The sequence below is a fragment of the Xanthomonas sp. WHRI 6108 genome (assembly GCF_040202385.2).
In the GTDB taxonomy this organism is placed as follows: Bacteria; Pseudomonadota; Gammaproteobacteria; order Xanthomonadales; family Xanthomonadaceae; genus Xanthomonas; species Xanthomonas arboricola.
This window is the reverse complement of sequence record NZ_CP168198.1, coordinates 1,774,413-1,788,958: the sequence shown is the minus strand read 5'-3', so window position 1 is coordinate 1,788,958 and position 14,546 is coordinate 1,774,413. Positions and strand designations below refer to the sequence as shown.

General features: G+C 68.4%; 14 protein-coding genes. 5 read left to right on the top strand and 9 right to left on the bottom strand.

Annotated features, from left to right (window positions below):
- Nucleotides 1-7: 7 nt before the first annotated feature.
- From kynU to ABQ039_RS07720, 5 genes are all read left to right on the top strand, one after another.
- A complete protein-coding gene (gene kynU / locus ABQ039_RS07740) occupies nt 8-1,279 on the top strand; it encodes a kynureninase (RefSeq protein WP_184551640.1) in 1,272 nt (423 codons plus the stop codon).
- Nucleotides 1,280-1,451: 172 nt separating this feature from the next.
- The gene (locus ABQ039_RS07735; RefSeq protein WP_184610741.1) at nt 1,452-2,819 is read left to right on the top strand and encodes an NAD(P)/FAD-dependent oxidoreductase; all 1,368 of its coding nucleotides are present in this window, start codon (nt 1,452-1,454) and stop codon (nt 2,817-2,819) included.
- Nucleotides 2,820-2,925: 106 nt separating this feature from the next.
- Complete coding sequence (sbcB, locus tag ABQ039_RS07730) at nt 2,926-4,371, top strand: exodeoxyribonuclease I (RefSeq protein ID WP_039520599.1); 1,446 nt, start codon at nt 2,926-2,928, stop codon at nt 4,369-4,371.
- Nucleotides 4,368-5,054, top strand: a complete 687-nt coding sequence (locus tag ABQ039_RS07725; protein WP_024940671.1) for a DUF2461 domain-containing protein — start codon at nt 4,368-4,370, stop codon at nt 5,052-5,054. Before sbcB ends, ABQ039_RS07725 begins: the two co-directional genes overlap by 4 nt.
- Nucleotides 5,055-5,178: 124 nt before the next feature.
- Nucleotides 5,179-5,745: a DUF2939 domain-containing protein gene (locus ABQ039_RS07720; protein ID WP_349777902.1), complete on the top strand. Its 567-nt coding sequence runs from the start codon at nt 5,179-5,181 to the stop codon at nt 5,743-5,745.
- A 66-nt stretch (nt 5,746-5,811) separates the two neighbouring features.
- Here ABQ039_RS07720 and ABQ039_RS07715 read toward each other — a convergent pair whose 3' ends face one another.
- The 9 genes from ABQ039_RS07715 to ABQ039_RS07675 form a co-directional block, all read right to left on the bottom strand.
- Nucleotides 5,812-6,555 carry a transferase gene (locus ABQ039_RS07715; protein WP_349777903.1) on the bottom strand — a complete coding sequence of 248 codons (744 nt, stop codon included), beginning with the start codon at nt 6,553-6,555 and terminating at the stop codon, nt 5,812-5,814.
- Nucleotides 6,552-7,517 carry a 5'-nucleotidase gene (locus ABQ039_RS07710; RefSeq protein ID WP_102584340.1) on the bottom strand — a complete coding sequence of 322 codons (966 nt, stop codon included), beginning with the start codon at nt 7,515-7,517 and terminating at the stop codon, nt 6,552-6,554. The genes ABQ039_RS07715 and ABQ039_RS07710 overlap by 4 nt, the downstream gene beginning before the upstream one ends.
- 169 nt (nt 7,518-7,686) lie before the next feature.
- Nucleotides 7,687-8,463 carry an NAD kinase gene (locus tag ABQ039_RS07705; protein WP_016902458.1) on the bottom strand — a complete coding sequence of 259 codons (777 nt, stop codon included), beginning with the start codon at nt 8,461-8,463 and terminating at the stop codon, nt 7,687-7,689.
- Between the two features lie 211 nt (nt 8,464-8,674).
- On the bottom strand, nt 8,675-10,810 hold the full coding sequence (gene rlmKL / locus ABQ039_RS07700) for a bifunctional 23S rRNA (guanine(2069)-N(7))-methyltransferase RlmK/23S rRNA (guanine(2445)-N(2))-methyltransferase RlmL (protein ID WP_349777904.1): 2,136 nt from the start codon (nt 10,808-10,810) through the stop codon (nt 8,675-8,677).
- Entirely contained in the window at nt 10,807-10,998 is a 192-nt protein-coding gene (locus tag ABQ039_RS07695; RefSeq protein WP_081008586.1) for a hypothetical protein, read from the bottom strand. Before ABQ039_RS07695 ends, rlmKL begins: the two co-directional genes overlap by 4 nt.
- Entirely contained in the window at nt 10,977-12,590 is a 1,614-nt protein-coding gene (locus ABQ039_RS07690) for an ABC-F family ATP-binding cassette domain-containing protein (RefSeq protein WP_349777905.1), read from the bottom strand. Before ABQ039_RS07690 ends, ABQ039_RS07695 begins: the two co-directional genes overlap by 22 nt.
- Before the next feature lie 392 nt (nt 12,591-12,982).
- A complete protein-coding gene (locus ABQ039_RS07685) occupies nt 12,983-13,489 on the bottom strand; it encodes a GNAT family N-acetyltransferase (RefSeq protein WP_024940677.1) in 507 nt (168 codons plus the stop codon).
- 40 nt (nt 13,490-13,529) lie between these two features.
- Nucleotides 13,530-14,057 carry a YqiA/YcfP family alpha/beta fold hydrolase gene (locus ABQ039_RS07680; protein ID WP_024940678.1) on the bottom strand — a complete coding sequence of 176 codons (528 nt, stop codon included), beginning with the start codon at nt 14,055-14,057 and terminating at the stop codon, nt 13,530-13,532.
- Nucleotides 14,054-14,545 carry an MOSC domain-containing protein gene (locus ABQ039_RS07675; RefSeq protein ID WP_349777906.1) on the bottom strand — a complete coding sequence of 164 codons (492 nt, stop codon included), beginning with the start codon at nt 14,543-14,545 and terminating at the stop codon, nt 14,054-14,056. Before ABQ039_RS07675 ends, ABQ039_RS07680 begins: the two co-directional genes overlap by 4 nt.
- Nucleotide 14,546: the final 1 nt, after the last annotated feature.

Genomic DNA, 14,546 nt, shown 5'->3' with positions numbered 1-14,546 from the left:
CGTGATCATGACCGACCTGCTGTCCCGCGCCCATGCCGTTGCCCTGGACGCCGCCGACCCGCTGCGCCACCTGCGCGATGACTTCGTGTTCCCGCAGCATGCCGGCCAGGACCAGACCTATTTCGTCGGCAATTCGCTGGGCCTGCAGCCGCGCGGCGCGCGCGCGATGGTGGCCGAAGTGCTCGACCAGTGGGGCGCGCTCGCGGTGGAAGGCCACTTCACCGGTCCCACCCAGTGGCTGACCTATCACCAGCTGGTGCGCGATGGCCTGGCGCGCGTGGTCGGCGCGCAGCCCGGCGAGGTGGTCGCGATGAACACGCTGAGCGTCAACCTGCATCTGATGATGGCCAGCTTCTACCGGCCCACGCCCGAGCGTGGCGCCATCCTGATCGAAGCCGGCGCGTTTCCGTCCGACCGCCATGCGGTGGAATCGCAACTGCGCCTGCATGGGCTGGATCCGGCCACGCAGCTGATCGAAGTGGAAGCCGACCAACCCAATGGCACGGTATCGATGGCGGCGATCGCCGATGCCATCGCACGGCACGGTCCGCGGCTGGCGCTGGTGCTGTGGCCCGGCATCCAGTACCGCACCGGCCAGGCCTTCGAGCTGGGCGAAATCGCGCGGCTGGCACGCGCGCAGGGCGCGATGGTGGGTTTCGACCTGGCGCATGCGGTCGGCAATATCGCGTTGACGCTGCACGACGACGGCGCGGATTTCGCGGTGTGGTGCCACTACAAATATCTCAACGCCGGCCCCGGCGCGGTGGGTGGCTGTTTCGTGCACGCACGCCATGCCAACAGCGACCTGCCGCGCATGGCCGGTTGGTGGGGACACGAGCAGCAGAGCCGCTTCCGCATGGAGCCGCAGTTCGTGCCCTCGCCTGGCGCCGAAGGCTGGCAGCTGAGCAATCCGCCGGTGCTGGCGCTGGCGCCGCTGCGCGCGTCGCTGGAGCTGTTCGATCAGGCCGGCATGCCGGCGCTGCGTGCCAAGTCCGAACAACTCACCGGGCACCTGGAACAGCTGATCCACGCCCGCGTGCCGCAGGTGCTGCAGATCATCACCCCGGCCGAGCCGGCGCAACGCGGCTGCCAGTTGTCGTTGCGGGTGGCCGGTGGCCGCGCGCAGGGGCGCTCGCTGTTCGAGTACCTGCAGTCGGTCGGCGTGCTCGGCGACTGGCGCGAGCCAGACGTGATCCGCATCGCACCGGTGCCGCTGTACAACCGCTTCAGCGATCTGCATCGGTTGGTCGAACAGGTGGAAACCTGGGCCAGCGCCTGAGCACGCACGGCACAGACCGTGCCATCGACCAGATCGGTGCGTGGGCCGGAACCGGCACACGCGCACGTACACTCCGAACCCGCACCTGGCTGATCGCGGCAGGTGCCGTTGCCAGCCATCCCCGTTCTCCCCCTTCGCCGGCACTTGCGTCCGGCCGCTGCCGGATACCGCATTGAGCGCAGTCTCTCCCCGTTCCCTGACCTTGATCGGCGCTGGCCTGGCCGGTTGCCTGCTGGCCATCCTGTTGTCCCGTCGCGGCTGGCAGGTCACCGTCTACGAGCGCCGCGGCGATCCGCGCATCAAGGGCTACGAGTCCGGCCGCTCGATCAACCTGGCGCTAGCCGAGCGCGGCCGCCATGCGTTGCGCCAGGCTGGTGCCGAAGACGCGGTGATGGCCAAGGCGGTGATGATGCGCGGGCGCATGGTGCATCCGTTGATCGGCGAAACGCAGCTGCAACGCTACGGACGCGACGACAGCGAAGTGATCTGGTCGATCCACCGCGCCGCATTGAATGTCGCACTGCTGAATCTGGCCGAACAGGCTGGTGCACGCGTGCATTTCTATCGCCGCCTGCATACGGTGGACTTCGATGCCGGCTATGCGCGCTTCATCGACGACCGCGACGACCAGCCGCACGAAATCCACTTCCAGAGCCTGATCGGCAGCGATGGCGCCGGCTCGGCGCTGCGCGCGGCGATGCAGCGCAAGTCGCCGCTGGGTGAGCGCACCGAATTCCTCGATCACTCCTACAAGGAGCTGGAAATTCCGCCGTTGCCCGGTGGCGGTTTCCGCATCGAAGGCAATGCGCTGCACATCTGGCCGCGCGGGCGCTACATGTGCATCGCGCTGCCCAACGACGGCGGCACCTTCACCGTCACGCTATTCCTGCCCAACGCCGGCGAACCCAGCTTTGCCACCACGCGCACCGGCGACGAAGCGCTGGCCCTGTTCGCGCGTGATTTTCCCGATGCCCTGCCGCTGATCCCGCAGCTCAAGGAGCATTGGGAAGAACATCCGCCCGGCCTGCTCGGCACTCTCACCCTTGACCGCTGGCATCTGGGCGGCCGCGCGCTGCTGATCGGCGACGCCGCGCACGCGATGGTGCCGTTTCACGGCCAGGGCATGAACTGCGCGTTCGAAGATTGCGTGGCGCTGGCAGAGCAGCTGGATGCGCACGAGGATCTGGAGACCGCGTTTGCCGCGTTCCAGGCCGCACGCCGTGACGACGCCGCAGCGATCCAGCAGATGGCGCTGGAGAATTACCTGGAGATGCGCGACCGCGTCGACGATCCCGATTTCCTGCTGCAACGTGCGCTCGAACAGCAATTGCAGGCGCGCTGGCCCACCCGTTTCGTGCCGCATTACACGATGGTGACCTTCCTGCGCACGCGCTACTCGATCGCCCTGGCGCGCAGCGAGATCCAGCGCCAGATCCTGGTCGAGGCCACGCGCGGGCATAGCGACCTGTCGCGCATCGACTGGGCCGCGCTGGAAGCGGTCGTGCATGCGCGCCTGCAGCCGCTGGAAGGCGCGCACTGATCCATCCGCACAGGCCGGCGTCAGCAGGCGTAGGTGCGGATAAGAGATACTAGGCAGCACTGGCGGCGCCCTGCGCAGTGCGCCGCGGATCTGGATTTCATACGGCATGCCTGACAGCTTTCTCTTCTACGACCTGGAAACCTTCGGCCAGGATCCACGCCGCACGCGCATCGCACAGTTCGCCGCGGTGCGTACCGATGCGCAACTGCGCGTGATCGAAGAGCCGATCAGTTTCTACGTGCAGCCGGCCGACGATCTGCTGCCCTCGCCGTACGCGACCATGGTCACCGGCATCACCCCGCAACACGCACTGCGCGAAGGCGTGAGCGAGGCCGAAGCGTTCGCGCGCATCTCCGAACAGATGAGCCGGCCGCAGACCTGCACGCTGGGCTACAACTCGATCCGCTTCGACGACGAGTTCGTGCGCTGCGGGCTGTTCCGCAATTTCTACGACCCGTACGAGCGCGAGTGGCGCGGCGGCAATTCGCGCTGGGACCTGCTCGACGTGTTGCGGCTGGTGCATGCGCTGCGCCCGGACGGCATCGTCTGGCCGCAGCGCGAAGACGGCGCCACCTCGTTCAAGCTCGAACACCTGGCCGATGCCAACGCAGTGCGCGAAGGCGATGCGCACGAGGCGCTGTCGGACGTGTACGCCACCATCGGCATGGCGCGCAGGTTCCAGCAACATCAACCCAAGTTGTGGGACTACGCACTGCGCCTGCGCGACAAGCGCTTTGCGGCGACGCTGCTGGACGTCATCGCGATGCAGCCGGTGCTGCATATCTCGCAGCGCTATCCCGCCTCGCGCATGTGCGCCGCCGCGGTGCTGCCGTTGACGCGCCATCCGCGCATCGACAGCCGCGTGATCGTGTTCGATCTGGACGGCGACCCTGAAGTGCTGTTGCGCCTGAGCCCGGACGAGATCGCCGACCGGCTGTATATCCGCGCCGCCGACCTGCCCGAGGGCGAGCAGCGCATTCCGCTCAAGGAAGTGCACTTGAACAAGTCGCCGGCGCTGGTGGCCTGGCAGCATCTGCGCGCAGCGGATTTTCAGCGCCTGGGCATCGACCACGACGCGGTGCTGGCCAAGGCTGCACGCCTGCGCGAGCTCGGCCCTGAGCTGGCCGAAAAAGTGCGCCAGGTGTACGGCAACGAACGCGCTGCGGCGCCGGCGGTCAACGATGCCGATGCCTCGCTCTACGACGGCTTCCTGGCCGAAGGCGACAAGCGCCTGCTGGCGCAGGTGCGCGCCAGTGCGCCGGCCGAACTGGGCGCGCTGGAGTCGCGCTTCCGCGACCCGCGCCTGGTCGAGTTGCTGTTCCGCTACCGCGCGCGCAACTGGCCGCAGACGCTGTCGTTCGAAGAGCAGGAACGCTGGAATGTCTATCGCCGTCAACGCCTGCTCGACGACCGTGGCCTGGGCGAGGTCACGCTTGATCAGTTCCATGCGCAGATCGCGGATTTACGGCTTGCTCACCCCGACGATGCTACCAAGCAGTCCCTGCTCGATCAGCTCGCCGCCTGGGGTTTGGACCTCCAACGCACGCTATGACCACCTATTTTTCCGACGCCAGTTTCAAGTTCCTGCGCGCACTGGCGCGCCACAACGACAAGACCTGGTTCAACGATCACCGGCATCAGTACGAGGCGCATGTGCGCCAGCCGTTCCTGCAGCTCATCACCGACCTGCAGCCGGCCCTGGCCGAGGTCAGCGAGCACTATCGCGCCGATCCCAAGACCCAGGGCGGTTCGCTGTTTCGCATCTACCGCGATGCGCGTTTTTCCAACGACAAGTCGCCGTATAAGAACTGGCAGGGCGCGCGCCTGTTCCATGAGCGCCGCCGCCAGGTGCCGGCGCCGTCGTTCTACATCCATCTGCAGCCGGGCGAGAGTTTCGTCGGTGCCGGGCTGTGGCATCCGGAGCCGGACACCCAGCGCAAGCTGCGCCAGTTCATCTTCGACAATCCCGCCAACTGGAAAGCGGCTGCCTACGAACCCAGACTGCGCCGCAAGTTCGCGCTGGACGACAGCGAGAAACTGGTGCGCGCACCGCGCGGCTTTCCCAACGAGTTCGAGTTCATCGACGATCTCAAGCACCGCAACTGGGCGTACCTGCGTCATCTCGACGATGCCGTCATGACCGGCCCGCGCCTGCGTCAGACCATCGAGGCCGACCTGGTGGTGCTGGCGCCGTTCGTCGATTACCTGTGCGCCGCGCTGGATCTGGAATTTTGATGGATCGCGCGGCGCCGACGGCCATCGACGCGGCGCCGGCGGTCGGCACACCGAAGCGATCTCTCGCTGCGCGGCGCTGTGCATCGCTGCGTCTTGCACCAACCACCGCGATGGACTGCACACCATGAACAAACGCTGGTTGCTGTTGCCCGTACTGGCCGTGCTGCTGCTTGTCAGCTATGTGGTTGCAGGCCCGTATCTGGCCATTCGCGGCATCAGCCAGGCAGTCGCCAATCGCGACACGGCGCAACTGGAACGCCATGTGGATTTCCCCAGCCTGCGGGTCAACCTCAAGGCGCAGCTGGACGATTACCTGGTCCGCCAGGCCGGCAGCCGCATGCAATCGAGCCTGCTCGGCGGGTTCGCCCTGCAGCTCGCCAGCGGTATCAGCGGTGCCGGCGTGGACACGCTGGTGACGCCGCTGGGCATCGGCGCGCTGCTGCAAGGCCATAGCGTGTGGAATCGCGTCACCGGCGACACCGTCAGCCCGGACACCTATGCGGCGCCCGCGCCGGCGCGTCCGCTGCAAGGCGCCGAGCAGCGCTTCGAATCCACCCGCCGCTTCACCGCCACCACCCGCACCGCGACCGGAGCGCCGGTGGTGTTCGTGCTGACCCGGCAAGGGCTGCGCTGGCGGCTGACCGATATCCAGCTGCCGCTGGCAGATGCAGAAACTCCGCCGCCCCCATAACCGCGCACCTGCGGCGCTGTTGAAGTGTTCTCCTTCGCAGGCTGACGCCACGCGCCGGACAGCGGCTTACGAAAACCGCCAGGCCCGCTCCATCCACGCTGCCTGCAGCCGCAGCATCGACGGCCGCAGTTGCCGGCGCGCCGGCCACGGCAACGTCGCCAGCGCCTGCTCCGCAGTGCCTGGCGTGCGTTTGCCGTTCCAGGCGTACAGCAGTTGGTTGCGCGGATCCGGCTCGGGCAGCAGCAGCACCCGCCCATCGAATACCTCGCGCAGCGCGGCCAGATGCCCGGCCAGCGGCACCTGAAACAGGTTCAGCGCCAGCACACCGCCTGGCGTCAGCGCAGCGCGGCAATCGGCGTAGAACTCGGGCGTGCACAACGCCGGTGGGATGCCATCGGCATCGTAGGCATCCAGCAGCAACAGGTCGTAACGCCCGGTACGCGTGCCGATCCACTGCGCACCGTCGCCGTGCGTGACCTCAAGCCGCGCATCGTCGCGCGGCACGCCAAACGCATCGCGCAACGCCAGCACCTGCGCATCGGCGTCCACCGCCTCGATGCGCGTGCTGCGCAGATAGCGGTGGCAGAACTTGGCCTGCGCGCCGCCGCCGAAGCCGATCAGGCCGATGCGTTCGGGCCGCGGCTGCAGCCATAGCGCCGCCAGCATGCCGCGCGTATACGGCAGCATCAGCCGGTACGGCGCCCAGCGCGACATGCGGGTCTGCACGGTGTCGTCGGCGAAGTACAACTCCAGCTGGCGCCAGCTGGAGCGCAGCGCGGCGCGTCCGGCCGGCTTCGGTGCCTCGCTCACCTGCCCGGCGGATCGTTGGCCACGCCATGCGGTACGTGGCCGGCCGCCACGTGCTGGTGCTGGCGCGCACTGTCGATGTTGTGCTGCGAATCGTCGAAGAAGATGTCCGCGCCAAACGCCTCCAGGAACGGCCCCTTGTGGCGCCCGCCGAGGAACAGCGCCTCGTCCAGACGCACGCCCCACTCGCGCAGGGTGCGGATCACCCGTTCGTGCGCCGGCGCCGAGCGCGCGGTGACCAGCGCGGTGCGGATCGGCGAGGCCTCGCCCGGCGGGAATGCCGCCTGCAGCGCATGCAGCGCCGACAGGAAATTGCGGAACGGCCCGACCGACAGCGGCTCGCGCGCACGTTCGCGCTCGTGGCGCCCGAATGCCTCCACGCCCTGCTCGCGCGAGATGCGTTCGCTCTCGTCGCCGAAGATCACCGCATCGCCGTCGAAGGCGATGCGCAGCTGGGTCGACAGGCGGCTTTCGTCGTTGTCCACGATCGCCGCGGCGGCTTCGGCGCGTTCGCCCGGCGCGCGCGGCATGATGGTCGCCGCCGCAATGCCATGGGTGAGCGCACGCCGTACCGACTCCGGGTTGGCCGACAGGAACAGGTCGGTGCCGAACGGCTTCACGTACGGCCAGGTCGGCTGACCCGAGGTAAAGGTCGCCCGCACGATGCCCAGGTTGTAGTGCTGGATCGAATTGAAGATGCGCAGCCCGGTGTCGGCGGAATTGCGCGACAGCAGGATCACTTCCACACGCGGGGTTTCTTCGGGCACATCGTGGTTGAGCGCCAGCAACTTGCGCACCACCGGAAAGGCCACGCCCGGCTCCAGGATGTCGTCCTCATGCTCGCGCTGGAACGCCGAATACGCCTCCACGCCATCGGCCTCGAACAGCGCGTGGCCTTCTTCGAGATCGAACAGCGCGCGCGAGGTCACTGCGACGGTCAGGAGTCTTGGGGAGTTATCGGTCATTGGGGCGGGGATTCGGGAGTGGGGATTGGGGATTGGTTTAAAGCAGGAACTGGATCGGGATTTGATCGCCCATCTGCGCAGCATCGTAGCGCGTGCGCGCGTTCTAAAGACGACGTAGCACGCTGCTGCCGTTGCCAATCCCGAATCCCCACTCCCCAATCCCCGCTCCTCAAACCGCAAACTGTTCGCTGAAGATGCGTTCTTCCAGATTGTGTTCGGGATCGAACAGCAGCGTCACCTGGCGCTGGGTGGATTCGCGGATGGTCACTTCGACCACGTCGCGGATCTCGTGCGAGTCGGCAGTGACGCTGACCGGGCGCTTGTACGGGTCCAGCACGCGGAAGCACACTTCGGTGTCGGCCTTGAGGATGGCGCCACGCCAGCGGCGCGGGCGATACGGGGCGATCGGCGTCAGTGCCAGCGTGTGCGAGCCCAGCGGCAGGATCGGCCCGTGCGCGGAATAGTTGTAGGCGGTGCTGCCGGCTGGCGTGGCGACCATGACACCGTCGCCGATCAGCTCGGCGATGCGGGTCTGGCCATTGAGATCCACGCTCAGGTGCGCGGCCTGGCGGGTCTGGCGCAGTAGCGAGACCTCGTTGTAGGCCAGCGACACCGTGCTGGCACCGGACTCGGTCTGCACCTGCATTTCCAGCGGGCGCAGGTGCGCCGGTTCGGCACGTTGCAGACGCGCGAGCAGGTCGTCCTCGTCGTCGCGGTACTGGTTCATCAAGAACCCGACCGAGCCCAGCTTCATGCCGAACACCGGCTTGCTGGCAGCGCCGTGCCGGTGCAGGGTCTGCAGCATGAAGCCGTCCCCGCCCAGGGCGCAGACGATGTCGGCGGTGTCCAGCGCATGATCGCCATAGCGCTGCACAAGACGCGCGCGCGCGGTCACCGCCGGCTCGGCGTGACTGGCGAGAAAGGCAATCCGGGGTGGTGCGGTCATCGTTGACTCCAGAGCATGCGAATCAGCATACCGCAGCGCTGTGGTGGGCTTGTTGGCTAGCCGCCCCGCCCTCGCCTGCGCGGACGCGCCTGCGCCTGCACGATCGGGATCGGGCGCCACCGGTGACACGGCGCACGCCAGCGCAACGGGCGCGGCAATCCCGCGCGCGCCCTGCGCGTACTGCCCGGCCAGACGTCACCGGGCCACTTCCTCAGGCGGTCAATCGCCAGGCGCGATGGATGCGCGCATGCCGCTCGAAATCCGGGTCGATGGTGCGCGGGCTGATTTCCTCGCACTGCGCAAACTCGGCCACCAGTTCCTCGTCGAGCTTGAAGCGGCGGAAGTTGTTGGAGAAATACAGCACCCCACCCGGCGCCAGGCGCGCCACTGCCGCGCGTAACAGCCGCACATGCTCGCGCTGGATGTCGAAGTCTTCGGCGCGTGCGGAGTTGGAGAAGGTCGGCGGGTCGCAGAAGATCACGTCGAAATGCGCGCGCTCGGCTTCCAGCCAGGCCAGCGCGTCGGCCTGCACCAGCTTGTGCTTGCTGCCGGCCTGGCCGTTCAGGGCCAGGTTGTCGGCGCACCACTGCAGATAGGTACCGGACAGGTCCACGCTGGTGGTCGAGCTCGCGCCGGCCACCGCCGCTTCCACGCTGGCCACGCCGGTGTAGCAGAACAGGTTGAGGAAGCGCCGCCCCTTCGATTGCATGGCCATGGTGCCGCGCAACGGGCGATGATCCAGGAACAGGCCGGTATCTAGGTAATCGAACAGATTCACCCGCAGCAGCGCGCCATGTTCGCGCACGTTGATGAACTCGTTGCGCTGCTCGAAGCGGCCGTACTTGCTGCCGCCCTTGCCGCGCTCGCGCGATTTGAGCGCCACGCGTTCGCCCGGCATCTCGAACACCTCGCGTGCGGCGGCCAGCAGTTCGCCCAGACGGCGGCGCACGTCGGCTTCCGGAATCGTCGCCGGCGCCGCGTATTCCTGCACATGCAGAAAGACGCGGCGATCGCCATCGGCTTGCTGGTACACGTCGATGGCGGCGGAGTATTCCGGCAGATCGGCGTCGTAGACGCGGAAGCATTCGATGCCTTCGCGTGCGCGCCACTTCTTGAACTTCTGCAGGTTCTTGCGCAGGCGGTTGGCGACCATCTGCGCGCCCTCGCTGAGCGCGGTCGGCGCCGCCAGCGGGGTGCGCCGCGGCACCGCGATCGGGTCGCAGACGATCAACGCGCACTCGATCGCGCCATTGAACAGCTGGTATTTCTTGCCCGCGCGCAGGCCGGTGGCATACGCCAGCTCGGCGTTGCCGCACAGCAGGCTGGCCCGCCATTGCGGCACGGCGCGCTGCAGGGTATCGCCCAGGCGGCGATACAGCGCCGCATCGGCGGCCAGACGTTCGTCGTAAGGCGGATTACACACCACCACGCCGGTGGCCTGCGGCGGGGTCTGCAGGTCGCCCACCTCGCGCACGCCGAACCAGATCGCCTCGGCCACGCCAGCCACTTGCGCATTTTCTTTCGCGGCGCGGATCGCATGCGGGTCCATGTCGCTGCCGTGGATCACCTGCCGGAGCGCGGCGCGGCCGAGACTGTCGCGCTCGCGCGCTTCGCCCACCAGTTGCTGCCAGCCCTCGCGGTCGAAGCCGCGCCAGCGGCTGGGGAGATCGCTGCCATAGCGCTGCAGGCCGGGCGCCACGTCGGCGGCCATCAGCGCGCCTTCGATCAGCAGGGTGCCGCTGCCGCACATCGGATCCAGCAGGCCGCCGCCATCGGCGTAGGCGCGCGGCCAACCGGCGCGCAGCAACACCGCCGCGGCCAGATTCTCCTTGAGCGGCGCATCGTTCTGCGCCATGCGCCAACCGCGCCGGTGCAGCGGGCCGCCGCCCAGATCCACCGAAATGGTGGCGCGGCCCTTGCGCAGCGACAGGTTCAAACGCAGATCCGGGCTGTCCACATCCACCGATGGACGCTCCAGGCCCTGCCGGCGCATGGTGTCGACCACCGCGTCCTTGATCCGCTGCGCCGCGTAACGGGCATGCGTGATCGCGGTGCCGGAGACATGCGCGTCCACCGACAGCGTGTGGCCGACGGACAGGTGCTCGTCCCACGGCAATTTGGCCACCCCGGCATACAGCGCGTCCTCGTCCGGGCAATCGAATTCGCTCAGCGGCCACAACACGCGGCTGGCCAGGCGCGACCACAGCACGGCGCGCTGCGCGTCGCGCAGGTCGCCTTCGACGTTGACGCCGGAGATGGTGGCGGTGGCCTTGCTGGCACCGAGCGACAGCAGCTCGTCGGCAAGCAGGTATTCCAGGCCCTTGGCACAGGATGCGAAGAATTTCACGTAGGCAGGTATCGATGGAGACGCTGGCCGTGGGGGCGAGCGTGGGAGCAGGACGCTGGGCCGGCGCCCGGGAGGGCAAAGCCGTGGCCGCCGCGGGCGGGGCGCAAATGGTCGGCCATCGGAGCCGGCTTTACCAGCCCGCCGGCCGGATCGCCCACCGCGCGGTTCACCACGGCGCCAGCCGCCACTGCGGCTGCGCAGTCTCCAGGCGCTGCCGCAGGCCCAGCCGCTGCAGGAAGGCGGCATCGTGCGAGGCGACGATCAGCGCCCCCTGGTAGCTGCGCAGCAGCGCCTCGATCGCTTCCACCGCGGCCAGGTCCAGGTGGTTGGTCGGCTCGTCCAGCAACAGCAGTTGCGCCGGCTGCGCCCGGTACAGCGCACAGGCCAGCGCCGCCTTGAGCCGTTGGCCGCCGCTGAGCTGGCCGGTGGGCAGGTCGGCACGCTGCTGGTCCAGGCCCAGCAGCGCCAGGCGCAGCCGCTGCGCGTGGGCTGGCGCGTCCGGGTCTGCATCCTGCAGCTGCGCAGCGGCCGAGCGCGCCGGATCCAGCAGCCCCAGGTGCTGATCCAGGTACGCCACCGGCACATGCACCTGGCAACGCCCCGCGCTGGGTTGCAGGCGCCCGGCCAGCAGCTGCAGCAACGACGACTTGCCGCTGCCATTGGGGCCGACCAGGCCGATCCGCGGCTGCCCATGCAGCAGCAGGTCCACCTGCCGCCCGCCCAGCCGTCCGTCGGCCAGCTCCACCTGCTGCAGCGTGGCCAGCTGCCGCGATGCGCCAGCGGGCGATGTCGGCGCCAGGAGCGCGATCGTGGGGTCGTCCCGCACCAGCGCTGCAGCCTGCACCACCGCCTCGCTCAGCCGCGCCTGTTCGGCCTGGCGTTGCTGTTGCAGCCGCCCCGCGCTGAGCTCGCTGCGCTGCTTCTGCGCGCCGAGCAGGATCGCGGCCTGGTTGGCCTGCCCTGCGGCACGCGCGCCGCGTGCCTGGCGTTGCTGTTGACGCTGCTGCTGTTCGCGCAGCGCCTGCTCACCGCGTGCACGCGCCTGTTTGCGCTGGGCCAGCAACGTGCTGGCCGCCTGCTGTTCGATGGCGCGCTGCTGTGCATAGAACGTGTAATTGCCGCCGTAGCTGCGCAGCCCCTGCGCGGACAATTCAACGATGCGCTGCATCGCATCGAGCAGGTCGCGGTCGTGGCTGATCACCAGCAAGCCACCGCTCCACGCCAGTAACTGATCCATCAGCCGCTGCCGTTGCGGGCCATCCAGGTGATTGCTGGGCTCGTCCAGAATCAACAGGTCCGGCCGGGTCAGAAACGCACCGGCCAGTGCCACGCGTGTCGCTTCGCCGCCGCTGAGCTGCGCGGCCGGTGCACGCGGATCGCGCCCACCCAGACCTTGTCGTTCGAGTTCTGCGGCAAATTGCGCATGGGCGGTCCAGCGCTCGCCGACCAGTTCAAAATCGGCGGGCGCAACGCTGCCGGCGGCGATACGGTCCAGCACATCCAGCAGCGGCGCGACACCGGCCAGTTCGGCAATGCTCTGCCCCGGCGCCACGCGCACGCGCTGCGGCAGGTAATGCACGCTGCCGTTGCGCACGTAACGCCCTGCGCTGGGCAGCACCTCGCCGGCCAGCAGGCGCGCAAGCACGCTCTTGCCCACGCCATTGCGCCCGACCAGGCCGGTGGCGCGTTGGTCGATGTGGATGGACAGATCGGAAAATAGCGGGCTGCCATCGGGCAGCACATACGCAACGCTTTCCAGCGTCAGCGACGGACAGGTCATACGGGTCTCCATTGCATGCCAGCACACGCACCGATCCAGCCGGACCGGCAGCGGGTAAGGCCGTCATCACGACGGCGGCATCAATGGCGCATTGGACCAATCCTCAGACAGTGGGCAATGCGGCAAAGTGTAGGTCAGCCTGCGAGCCAGGCCAAATCGCAGGCGTGGCCGCGGTCAAGCCCAGCATGGCGAGCACCGGCGTTCATGGCGGCTCACGCTCCTGCAGGCCAGCACCTCGCCGACCTCCTGGCGCCCCCGGAAACCGCGGCGAGCGCTCGCTAGTACGCGATTGCCGGGATCCGGCGTCCCCGCGTCCTCAAGCCCGCGGAAACCATCCCCTGCCGACCCAGTGCCTGGCGTGGATCACGCCAAGCGGTCGCCAGCGGCTGGACTCAACCCAGCCCGAAGGCCGGGTGGTAGGCGACATCGGCCAGCGGCAGCAGACGGTCGCCGAACGCCAGCGCCTGCAGCTCGGATGCCGGCACGCCGGGCAACACCAGCCCCGGTTCCACTGCAAAGCCCAGACGCCGGAAAAAAGCCGGCTCGCCCAATGCCAGGCAACCGGCGGCGCCACGCTCGCGCAAGCTGCCCAGCGCCGCCTGCACCAGGCGCGTGCCCAGTCCCTGGCGCTGATGCCCCGGCCCGATCGCCAGCGGCCCCAACGCATACCAGCCAGGCGAATCGTCCGACAGCGACACCGGCGATACCGCCAGGTGCCCGACCACATACCCGTCGTGGTCGGCCACCAGCGACAGCGCCAGCGCGCCGTCGTTGCGCAAGGCGGCGATCACGTGTTGCTCGTCGTGGCGGCTATGTTCGTCGCGCATGAACGCGACCATCGTCAGCAGTTCGATCGCCGCAGCATCACCATCGCTGGCTTCGCGAATCAGCACGTTCATCGCAGGCCCCGCAGCCCGCTCGTCTTCAGACCATTGCGCATCACAGGCTCTGCAACAGTTCGGCGAAGGCGCGCGCCGACGCATCCACATGCGACGCCAGCCGGTGTTCGTCGTCGACCAGCAGCAAGCGCGCATGCCGCGCCTGCGCCCAGGCGATCACCTCGCCGGCCGGAATCAATTCATCGCGCCAGGCATGCACGATGGAAATCGGCACGCGCGCCGCATCCAGTGCCGGCAACGGCCCCATCCGGGTCGGCGGCACCATCAGGAACAGCCCGCGCGTGGGCACCTGCAACGACACCTGCGCAGCGATGTACGAGCCCAGGCTGGAACCGACCAGCACCAGCGGGCCCTTGTCGGCCGCCGCCCGCGCGATCTCCAGCAGGCGCTGCAGCCGGCCCTGCACGTCGCCGAGCGAACTGACCTCGCGGCGTGCGTCCAGATCGGTGTAGTCCGGGCGCTCGTGGGTCCAGCCCAGCTGCCCGGCGACATCGGCCAGGGCGGTGACCTTCAGCGCATCCGGGCCGCTCTCGAAGCCGTGCGACAGGATGCAGTGACCGCGGCTCATAGCGCCTGCACCGTATCGCCGATGCGCAGCACGCCGCCACGCAGGATGCGCGCGCACAAGCCGCCATGGCCGCGCATGGCGTTATAGCCGCCCGCGCCCAGCGCATCTTCCATGCGCGAGCACGGATCGCAGGGGTCGGTGCCTTCCAGCTCGACATCGCCGATGCGGAAGCGCCGCCCCTTCAAGGCGATCAGCGGGATACCGGACACCACCAGGTTGCGGCGCAAGGTGGCCGGCGCAATTGCTGTATGACCGGCCAGCGCTGCGATCACCGGCAGATGCTCGGCCTGGATCAGGGTCACGCCGCGCTTGCCGCTGCCGCCCTTGTAGCGGTCGCCGACCAAGCCGATGCCGGCGGTGGCCTGCGCCGCGTCCACCTCGATCATGTCCACGTCGCGCGCCGGGCGCACGCCGATCCAGGTCACCTGGCCGGTCTGCGGCAGGGTTGCCATCAATTTGCCCAAAGGGCTGTCGGGATTCAAAGCCATC

Coding starts and splice junctions, on each gene's coding strand:
- ABQ039_RS07720 (WP_349777902.1), top strand. CDS start 5,179: ATGAACAAACGCTGGTTGCTGTTGCCCGTACTGGCCGTGCTGCTGCTT.
- ABQ039_RS07725 (WP_024940671.1), top strand. CDS start 4,368: ATGACCACCTATTTTTCCGACGCCAGTTTCAAGTTCCTGCGCGCACTG.
- sbcB (WP_039520599.1), top strand. CDS start 2,926: ATGCCTGACAGCTTTCTCTTCTACGACCTGGAAACCTTCGGCCAGGAT.
- ABQ039_RS07685 (WP_024940677.1), bottom strand. CDS start 13,489: ATGAACGTGCTGATTCGCGAAGCCAGCGATGGTGATGCTGCGGCGATC.
- ABQ039_RS07705 (WP_016902458.1), bottom strand. CDS start 8,463: ATGACCGCACCACCCCGGATTGCCTTTCTCGCCAGTCACGCCGAGCCG.
- kynU (WP_184551640.1), top strand. CDS start 8: ATGACCGACCTGCTGTCCCGCGCCCATGCCGTTGCCCTGGACGCCGCC.
- ABQ039_RS07710 (WP_102584340.1), bottom strand. CDS start 7,517: ATGACCGATAACTCCCCAAGACTCCTGACCGTCGCAGTGACCTCGCGC.
- ABQ039_RS07675 (WP_349777906.1), bottom strand. CDS start 14,545: ATGGCTTTGAATCCCGACAGCCCTTTGGGCAAATTGATGGCAACCCTG.
- ABQ039_RS07690 (WP_349777905.1), bottom strand. CDS start 12,590: ATGACCTGTCCGTCGCTGACGCTGGAAAGCGTTGCGTATGTGCTGCCC.
- ABQ039_RS07680 (WP_024940678.1), bottom strand. CDS start 14,057: ATGAGCCGCGGTCACTGCATCCTGTCGCACGGCTTCGAGAGCGGCCCG.